Annotated in this window: 7 protein-coding genes; 5 read left to right on the top strand and 2 right to left on the bottom strand. The window is 61.4% G+C overall.

The genetic code is table 11. The features are described 5' to 3' along the window. The coding region (locus WA157_RS16375) for a TlpA family protein disulfide reductase (protein WP_422621975.1) at positions 1 to 460 on the top strand (460 nt) is incomplete at its 5' end. Between the two features lie 58 nt (positions 461 to 518). Here WA157_RS16375 and ppdK read toward each other — a convergent pair. Next, positions 519 to 3,314 carry a pyruvate, phosphate dikinase gene (gene ppdK, locus WA157_RS16370; RefSeq protein WP_422621974.1) on the bottom strand — a complete coding sequence of 932 codons (2,796 nt, stop codon included), beginning with the start codon at positions 3,312 to 3,314 and terminating at the stop codon, positions 519 to 521. 95 nt (positions 3,315 to 3,409) lie between these two features. Further along, on the bottom strand, positions 3,410 to 4,375 hold the full coding sequence (gene pip, locus WA157_RS16365; protein ID WP_422621973.1) for a prolyl aminopeptidase: 966 nt from the start codon (positions 4,373 to 4,375) through the stop codon (positions 3,410 to 3,412). Positions 4,376 to 4,617: 242 nt separating this feature from the next. Between pip and WA157_RS16360 the strand changes: the two genes are divergently transcribed. The 4 genes from WA157_RS16360 (at position 4,618) to WA157_RS16345 (ending at position 9,174) form a co-directional block, all read left to right on the top strand. Beyond that, positions 4,618 to 5,100: a rubrerythrin family protein gene (locus WA157_RS16360; protein WP_011462424.1), complete on the top strand. Its 483-nt coding sequence runs from the start codon at positions 4,618 to 4,620 to the stop codon at positions 5,098 to 5,100. Positions 5,101 to 5,226: 126 nt separating this feature from the next. Continuing rightward, positions 5,227 to 5,391: a rubredoxin gene (locus tag WA157_RS16355; RefSeq protein WP_011462425.1), complete on the top strand. Its 165-nt coding sequence runs from the start codon at positions 5,227 to 5,229 to the stop codon at positions 5,389 to 5,391. Positions 5,392 to 5,406: 15 nt separating this feature from the next. After that, entirely contained in the window at positions 5,407 to 6,711 is a 1,305-nt protein-coding gene (locus WA157_RS16350) for an FAD-dependent oxidoreductase (RefSeq protein ID WP_422621972.1), read from the top strand. A gap of 153 nt (positions 6,712 to 6,864) precedes the next feature. Further along, a complete protein-coding gene (locus WA157_RS16345; protein WP_422621971.1) occupies positions 6,865 to 9,174 on the top strand; it encodes an NADP-dependent malic enzyme in 2,310 nt (769 codons plus the stop codon). The last annotated feature ends 74 nt before the right edge of the window (positions 9,175 to 9,248 follow it).

The following is a 9,248-nucleotide window of genomic DNA, read 5'->3' as shown; positions in this document are numbered from 1 at the left end:
GGTGATGCAAAAAACGCCAGGCGAGGTCGAAGTGGGCAGCCAGCTGCGCGAGGCCACCATGTTGGGGCTGTCCGGCCCGTCGCGTCAGCTGTCGCAGTACCGCGGCAAGCCGCTGATCATTAATGTGTGGGCCAGTTGGTGCGGCCCGTGCCAACAGGAAATGGGCTCACTGGAGCGCCTGGCCCGCAGCAAGACCGGGCAGCAGGTGACGCTGATCGGTATTTCGACCGACGACTACCCGGAGGCGGCACGCGCCTTTTTGAAACGCTATCCAACCAGCTTCAGCCACTACATTGACCAGCAGTTGTTGCTGGAAAACATGTTGGGGGCGGCGCAATTACCGCTCACCTTGCTGGTCGATGCCCAGGGCCGTGTGCTGGCCAAGCAGGTCGGCGCCCAACAATGGGACAGCCCCCAGGCGCTGCAATTCATCAGCAAGACCTTGCGCCTCAAGCCCTAACGGGGCTTGGTCGGTGGCCCGCCGGCTCAATCCGGATTGAGCCACGACGCCGCTGGCCTCAGACCGGTTCCCGGTACTGATCTTCCAGCAACTTGGCCTGTGCCGCCGCCAGGCGCGCGATCGGCACGCGCGGTCCCGAGCACGACACGTAGTTGAGCTTGATGTGATGGCAAAAACGGATGGAGCCGGGGTGCCCGCCATGTTCGCCACAGATGCCCACTTTCAGGTCCGGGTTGGTGGCGCGGCCGTTTTGCACCGCCATTTTCATCAATTGCCCCACGCCCTTGATGTCCAACACCTCGAACGGGTTGTCTTCCAGAATGCCGGTCTCGTTGTAGAAGGGCAGGAATTTGTTTTCCGCGTCCTCGCGGCTGAAGGAGAACGTGGCCTGGCTCAGGTCATTGGTGCCGAACGAGAAAAACTCGGCAATCTCGGCCATGCGCCCGGAGCGCATGCAGGCACGCACCACTTCGAGCATGGAGCCAAACTTGAACTGCACGTCGATGCCATGGGTGGCGCGCACTTCCTGCCGGATGCGCTGCACATAGCTGTGAATGCGCTTGAGCTCTTCCACCGTGGCCACCTGCGGCACCATGATTTCGGGATAGATCTCGATGCCTTGTTTGCCACACAGGGCAGCCGCTTCCAGAATCGCGCGGATCTGCATCGAGTAGATTTCGGGGTAGGTGATGCCCAGACGCACACCACGATGGCCCAGCATCGGGTTGACTTCGGCCAGCGCGCGCACCTTCTTCAAAATCTTTTCCTTTTTGGCGATGACTTCGGCCTCCATGTGTGACTTCTTGAAAGTGCTCAAAGCACCCATCAAGGGGGTCAGGCCGTCAGCATATTGCTGGTACAGCTTGGGGTTGAGCATCTTGAGGGTCTCGGGCAGGTCTTCCAGGGCCTTGATGGTGTCGCGCAATTGGTGCAGATGGGCAATTTCGAGCTCAAGCTGCGCCGCAGTGGGTAAAAACTCGTGCATCGGCGGGTCCAGCAGGCGCACGGTGACGGGCAAGCCCTTCATCGCCTTGAAGATGCCCTTGAAGTCCGCGCGCTGAATCGGCAGCAGCCGGTCCAGTGCCGCCTGCCGCTCTTCCAGCGTTTCGGCCAGGATCATTTCCTGCACGATCGGCAAGCGGTCGGTGGCATTGAACATGCGCTCGGTGCGGCACAGGCCGATCCCCATGGCGCCAAACTCACGCGCGCGCAGCGCATCGACCGGTGAATCGGCATTGGCCATGACTTTGAGCACCGCCACTTCGTCGGCCCAGCCCAGCAGGGTGTTCATTTCCTCGGAAAATTCGGCCTCGACGGTCGGTATTTCGCCCGCGTAGACATGGCCGGTACCACCGTCAATGGTGATGACGTCGCCTTCCTTTAGAACAGTGTCGCCAACCTTGGCGCTGCGCAACTGGTCGTTGATGACGATCTGCTCGCAGCCTGATACGCAAGGCTTGCCCATGCCGCGCGCCACCACCGCAGCGTGCGAGGTCTTGCCGCCCCGGCTGGTCAAAATACCTTGCGCCTGGAAAAAGCCGTGAATGTCTTCCGGTTTGGTTTCTTCCCGCACCAGGATGATTTTTTCACCGGCACGCCCGCGCGTCTCGGCGGTGTCGGCATCGAACACAATCTTGCCGGACGCCGCGCCGGGCGAGGCCGACAGCCCTTGCGCCAGCGACTTGGCGTGGAAATTGGGGGCCAGTTGCGGCACCAGGAGTTGCTCCAGCACGGCGGGCTCGGTGCGCAACAGCGCGCGCTCCTTGGTGATGAGACCCTCATGAAACATCTCAACCGAGGTGCGCACCATGGCGCGCGCGTTCATCTTGCCGTTGCGGGTCTGCAGGCAGTACAGAATGCCTTTCTCGATGGTGAATTCAAAGTCTTGCACCTCATGGTAGTGCGACTCCAGCCGGCTGCGCAGCTGAATCAACTGGCGGTGAATTTCCGGCATTTCCTGTTCCATCTCGGCGATCGCCTTGGGCGTGCGAATGCCAGCCACCACATCTTCACCCTGCGCGTTGACCAGATATTCGCCATAAATCACGTTCTCGCCGGTGCCGGGGTTGCGCGTAAAGCCCACGCCGGTGCCGGAGTCGTTGCCCATGTTGCCAAACACCATGGTGCAGATGCTCACCGCCGTACCGTTGGCCTGCGCTTTGGTGATCCTGAATTGTTTGCGGTAGTCCACCGCGCGTTTGCCCATCCAGGAGCGAAACACCGCGCCCACGGCAATTTCGAGCTGCACAAACGGGTCCTGCGGAAAGGCTTGGCCGGTCTGGCGCTGCACAATGGCCAGGAATTCGCCCGCCAGTTCCTTCAGATGCTCGGTGTTCAGGTCCACATCCTGTGGCGCGCCGTATTTGCGCTTGATGGCCACCATGCGCTCGTCAAAATGTTCGTCGCTGATGTTGAGCGCGATCTTGCCGAACAGTTGGATAAAACGGCGATAGGCGTCATACGCGAAGCGCTCGTTGCCGGTTTGTGTGATCAGCCCTTTGAGCGAAACCTCATTGAGGCCGAGGTTCAGGATGGTGTCCATCATGCCCGGCATCGACATCGCCGCACCGGATCGCACCGAGATCAGCAGCGGGTTTTTGGCGTCGCCGAAGCCTTTGCCGGTTTTCTTCTCCAGGGCGGCCATGTGGGTTCGGATTTCGTCCATCAGGCCGGGCGGCAACTGGTTCTTCTCCAGATAGGCGTTGCAGGCATCGGTGCTGGCGGTGAAGCCGGGCGGCACGTTCAGACCAATCTGCGTCATCTCGCACAGATTGGCCCCCTTGCCGCCAAGCAGCATTTTGTTTTTGCCATCGCCCTCTTCAAAGGCGTACACATATTTCTTGCTGCTTGTCATGACGGCTCCAATTCAAAAAAGTGGGTGGGTTAAGGATGGGGTTTGGTGATGCTGCTAAGTTCTTGTACGCTGCGCGGTGGCCTGACGGGCCTGCGCTACAAGGTGCCGTCGCGCTTGAACTGATCGGTCGCGGCGATCAGTGCGCTGGCAATGCCCGGCTCAAAAGCGGCGTGGCCGGCATCTTCAATCATCTGGAAAGAGGCCTCGGGCCAGGCTTCGTGCAGCCGCCACGCCGACACCGGCGGACACACCACGTCGTAGCGGCCCTGAATGATGACGGCCGGCAGGTGGCGGATGCGGTCCACGTTGCGCACCAGTTGATCCTCGCTCAAAAAGGCGTCGTGCAAGAAGTAGTGCGCCTCCAGCCGGCCCAGCCCCAAGCCAACGGCGGCTGAGCCAAACGTCTCGGCCACCTCCGGGTGCGGCAGCAGGTGCAGGCAACTGCCTTCGTAGCGGCTCCAGGTGCGCGCCGCCCGCATGTTTTCAGCCGGGTCCCCGCTGAACAGGCGGCGGGCGTAGGCTTGCAGCAAATTGCCGCGCTCGGACTCGGGAATGTCGGCCACAAAGCGGGCATGTTCCTGCGGGAAAAATAGCCTGATGCCGTTCAGAAACCAGTCGATCTCGCTGCGCGTGCACAAGAAAATACCGCGCAGCACAAAGCCGGTGCAGCGCTCGGGATGCGCCTCACCGTAAGCCAGCGCCAGGGTCGAGCCCCAGGAGCCGCCAAACACCAGCCACTGTGCGATGCCCAACTGCTCGCGCAGGCGCTCAATGTCGTGGATCAACAGGTCGGTGGTGTTTTCCAGCGCCTCCCCCAGCGGCGTGGACTGGCCGGCACCGCGTTGGTCAAACAGCACGATGCGGTAATACGCCGGGTCAAAGAATTGCCGGTGTTGGGGTGACAGGCCCGCACCCGGCCCGCCATGCAAAAACAGCGCCGGCACGCCGTCGGGGTTGCCGCACTCTTCCCAATACAGTGTGTGGATGTCATCGACCGGCAGGTGGCCCGTGCGGTAAGGCGCAATGGCCGGATACAAAGGATTGAGGGCGTCGGCGGACATGGGCGGGGGTTCTTTCTTGGGCTTTGAGTTTGGCATTGTGCACCGACACGGAAACCGCAAACGGCCAGCCAGCAAGTGCGATGGACGAAGCAGTCCTGACGCGTCAGCTGCGCTTGAACCGATAGTTACTATCAATCGATTAGTAAAAGCCAATCGGCAATTATTATTTACCAGACCTATCATTGCCACCAGGTTGATTGCATCCTTCTATCGACTGACCCTTTAACCCACAGGAGCTCCACATGACAGCCAAGCAACGCCCCGAGATCAAAACCATGGCCAACCTGGAATCCGCCTTTGCCGGCGAATCCATGGCGCACATCAAATACCGCTATTTCGCCAAACTGGCGCGTGAAATGGGTGACGAAGACACCGCTCGTGTCTTTGAAGCCACCGCTGACCAGGAGGTGATGCACGCCTTTGGTCACCTGGACCTGCTTTACCCCAAGGCCACGATGACAGCCGCCAAGGCCCTGCAAATTGCGATCGACGGCGAAACCTACGAGTACACCGAGATGTACCCCGGCTTTCGCGCCACCGCTGAAGCCGAGGGTCATGCCGCCGCCGTGGCCGAGATGGATGAGCAAATTGGAGAATCCAAAGAGCACGCCGCCCAGTTCAGGGCGACGCTGGAAAAAGCGCAAAAACGCTTTGCCGCGCTGGCCAAGGTAGAGGAGCGCCACGCCAACCATTACAAGGCGCAACTGGCCAAGGCCCAGGCCTGATCGGCCCCACCGCAAGACGCAGTGGCGCGCTGGCAATCATCTTTTGGGTGCTATATTAATAATAGCTGCTTGCGCAATATTCACGGGGGCTAGAGCCCTATTTGACTCATATTTATTGGAATACCCATGAAAACCTACCTTTGCATCGTTTGTGGCTTCATCTATGACGAGGCCGCGGGTCGCCCGGAAGATGGCATCGCCCCCGGCACGCGTTGGGCGGATGTGCCCGACACCTGGGCCTGCCCGGACTGTGGCGTCGCCAAAGCCGACTTTGAGCCGGTAGAGATTTAAAACCGAAGGTCCAACATGGCATCTCCGATCATCATCATTGGCGCCGGGCTGGCCGGCTGGACCACCGTGCGCGAGCTGCGCCGCCTCGACCAGCGTACGCCGGTGCTGCTGATCACGGCCGACAGCGGAGATTTCTACGCCAAGCCCGCGCTGTCCAATGCGCTGCAGCAACAGCGCACACCGGCGCAACTGGTCACCACGCCAGCGGCCAAGATGGCAGCGGCGCACAACGTGCGCTTGCTGGCACACACCCGGGTGCTGGCCATTGACCCGCTAACGCGCACGCTGCGCAGCACCGTGGGCGAGTTCAGCTATCGCCACTTGGTGCTGGCCACCGGCGCCCGGCCGATTCGGCTACCGCTGGCCGGGGATGCGGCGGATCAGGTGCAGTCGATCAATTCGCTGGATGACTTCTCCTGGTTCCACCAGCGTCTGACGCGTGCCGCCGGGTGTGGCGACAAGCCGGTGGGCGGGGGCCAGCCGCTGAACCTGCAGTCGGCCAGTGAACACAGCCGGCGCCATGTCCTGATCATGGGGGCCGGCCTGATTGGTTGCGAGTTTGCCAACGACCTCGCCGCAGCGGGTTACCGGGTGACGGTGGTTGACCCGTCGACCGCGCCGATGACGGCCTTGTTGCCGGCATCAGCCAGCGCGCAGTTGCAGCAGGCGCTGGCAGGCTTGGGCGTGCGCTGGCACTTTGGCGCGACTGTCAAGTCGGTCAACTGGGCAAAAACCAGGGTGTCCATCGCGATGGCCGAGAGCGCCCGTGTTCATCAGGCCGAGCCCGTCCTCCAGGTTGAGCTGTCAAATGGGTCGCTGGCCCCCGTGGATATTGTGTTGAGTGCTATTGGTTTGAGATCGGACACGGCGCTGGCGCAAGCGGCCGGATTGGTTTGCGAGCGCGGCATCGTGGTGGACGCCACATTGCAGACCAGCAGCCCGCATATCTACGCCCTGGGTGACGCCGCGCAATACGCAACCGGGCTGTGGGGCGTGGCGGCTGATGCCGCGGCGGCATCGGTGGCGGGCGCCCGGACCATGCCCTATGTGATGCCCATCATGAGCGCCGCCCGCGCTTTGGCCGCCACGCTGGCGGGCACGCCGACCGCTGTTGCTTTTGCGTTGATGCCGGTCGCCATCAAGACCCCGGCGTTGCCGATTGTGGTGGCCGCACCAGCACCCGGCACAGCGGGAGAGTGGTGCAGCCAAGCGTCTGGACAGTGGCAATTCATGGACGGGCAGCATCAAGTGCGCGGCTTTGCGCTGACAGGGACACAAACCGCCCATCGGGCCGAGCAAGCCAAGCGGGTGTTGGCTTGAGGGTGATGTACCCAGCAGCCCGGCCTGCGCCTTTGTTGCAGGGACCGGCCTGGCGGTTGCGGGCGTGCCACCCGGCACGGTCTACAATTTCACTCCCGTAGCGACGCCCTGAGGCCGGCCTCTTGGTCATACGGTTTGCAACAGGAGACACCCATGCCCCATACAACGGCCACCGCCGCAGACAAACGCGCTGAATTGCGCCGCGCCACACTCGAATACCACGAATTTCCCACCCCCGGCAAAATCTCCATTGCGCCGACCAAGCAGTTGATCAACCAGCATGATCTGGGGCTGGCCTACACGCCGGGCGTGGCCATTCCGTGCGAGGAAATCGTCAAAGACCCGAATAACGCCTACAAGTACACCAGCCGGGGCAATCTGGTGGCGGTCGTCACCAACGGCACCGCCGTGCTCGGACTGGGCGACATTGGCCCATTGGCGGGTAAACCGGTGATGGAAGGCAAGGCCGTGCTGTTCAAGAAGTTCGCCGGTATTGATGTGTTCGACATCGAAATCAACGAAAAGCACGATCTCGACAAGCTGGTGGACATCATCGCTTCGCTGGAGCCGACCTTTGGCGGCATCAACCTGGAAGACATCAAGGCGCCCGACTGCTTTTATGTCGAGCGCAAGTTGCGCGAACGCATGAAGATTCCGGTCTTTCATGATGACCAGCACGGTACCGCCATCACGGTCGGTGCGGCCATTCTCAACGGCCTGAAGGTGGCCGGCAAGGACCCGAAAGACGTGAAACTGGTGACCTCCGGCGCCGGTGCCGCAGCGCTGGCTTGCGTCGGGCTGCTGGTCAAACTGGGCATTCCCCGTGAAAACGTGTGGGTGACCGATCTGGCCGGCGTCGTCTATGAGGGCCGCACCGAGCTGATGGACCCGGACAAGATCATTTACAGCCAGAAGACATCGGCGCGCACCCTGGGTGAAGTCATTGAAGGTGCTGACGTGTTTCTGGGCTTGTCGGCGGGCGGTGTGCTCAAGGGCGAAATGGTCAAAAGGATGGCGCCCAGGCCGATCATTTTTGCGCTCGCCAACCCGACGCCCGAGATCATGCCCGAAGAAGTGAAGGCCGTGCGCAGCGACGCCATCATCGGCACCGGCCGCTCGGATTACCCGAACCAGATCAACAACATCTTGTGTTTCCCCTACATTTTCAGGGGCGCCTTGGACGCGGGCGCCTCCACCATCACGGTGGAGATGGAAATGGCGGCGGTGCATGCGATTGCCGATCTGGCGCAGGCCGAGCAAAGCGAAGTGGTTGCTGCCGCCTATGTCGGCGAGCCGCTGGCCTTTGGACCGGAGTACCTGATCCCCAAGCCCTTTGACCCGCGTTTGATGATCAAAGTGGCGCCAGCGGTGGCCCAGGCCGCTTTTGACAGCGGCGTGGCCTCGCGCCCGATTGCGGACATGGATGCCTACCGCGAGAAGCTGCAAAGCTTCGTCTACGCCTCGGGCACCGTGATGAAACCGATTTTCGCCGCCGCCAAAAAGGCACTTAAAAAGCGGATCGCCTATGCCGAGGGTGAAGATGAACGCGTGCTGCGCGCGGCCCAGATTGTGGTGGACGAAGGCTTGGCCCTGCCCACACTGATTGGCCGGCCGCTGGTGATTGCCGAGCGCATCAACAAGTTTGGCCTACGCCTGGAAGAGGGGCAAGACTACAGCGTCGTCAATGTGGAGCAGGACCATCGCTACCGCGATTTCTGGCAAACCTACCACCGCATGACCGAGCGCAAGGGCATGACCGCCCAGGTTGCCAAAATCGAGATGCGCCGGCGCCTGACCCTGATTGGCAGCATGTTGTTGCACAAGGGCGATGTCGATGGGCTGATTTGCGGCACCTGGGGCACCACGGCGATGCACCTGCAATATCTGGATCAGGTGATCGGAAAACGCACGGGCGTCAACACCTATGCCTGCATGAATTGCCTGATGTTGCCCGAGCGCCAGCTCTTTATAGTGGACACCCACGTCAACTATGATCCCACTGCCGAGCAACTGGCCGAGATCACGATTCTGGCGGCAGAGGAAATGGTGCGCTTCGGCATCCGGCCCAAAGCCGCCTTGCTGTCGCACTCCAACTTTGGCAGCAGCAACCAACCCAGCGCTGTCAAGATGCGCGAGGCTTTGGACTTGCTGCGGGTCAAGGCGCCGTGGCTGGAGGTGGACGGCGAAATGCATGGCGACGTGGCGCTCGACGGCGCAGCCCGCGCAGCCCTCATGCCCAACAGCACACTGGCGGGAGACGCCAATCTCCTGGTGCTACCCAATATCGATGCCGCCAATATTGCCTACAACCTGCTCAAGACGGCAGCCGGTGGCAATATTGCCGTTGGTCCGGTGCTGCTGGGCGCGGCCAAACCGGTGCACATCTTGACCGCCAGTGCCACGGTGCGTCGAATTGTGAATATGACGGCCCTCACTGTGGCCGACGCAAACGCCAGCCGCTGAGCTCTAAAGCCTAAGCTGGCGCTAACTTAGCAAGCTATTCGATCTTTTGCGTCTGCCTATTTTTTAGGCAGACG

The organism is Rhodoferax ferrireducens, assembly GCF_049302455.1.
Lineage (GTDB): Bacteria > Pseudomonadota > Gammaproteobacteria > Burkholderiales > Burkholderiaceae_C > Rhodoferax > Rhodoferax ferrireducens_B.
This window is presented reverse-complemented; position numbering and strand designations above follow the sequence as displayed.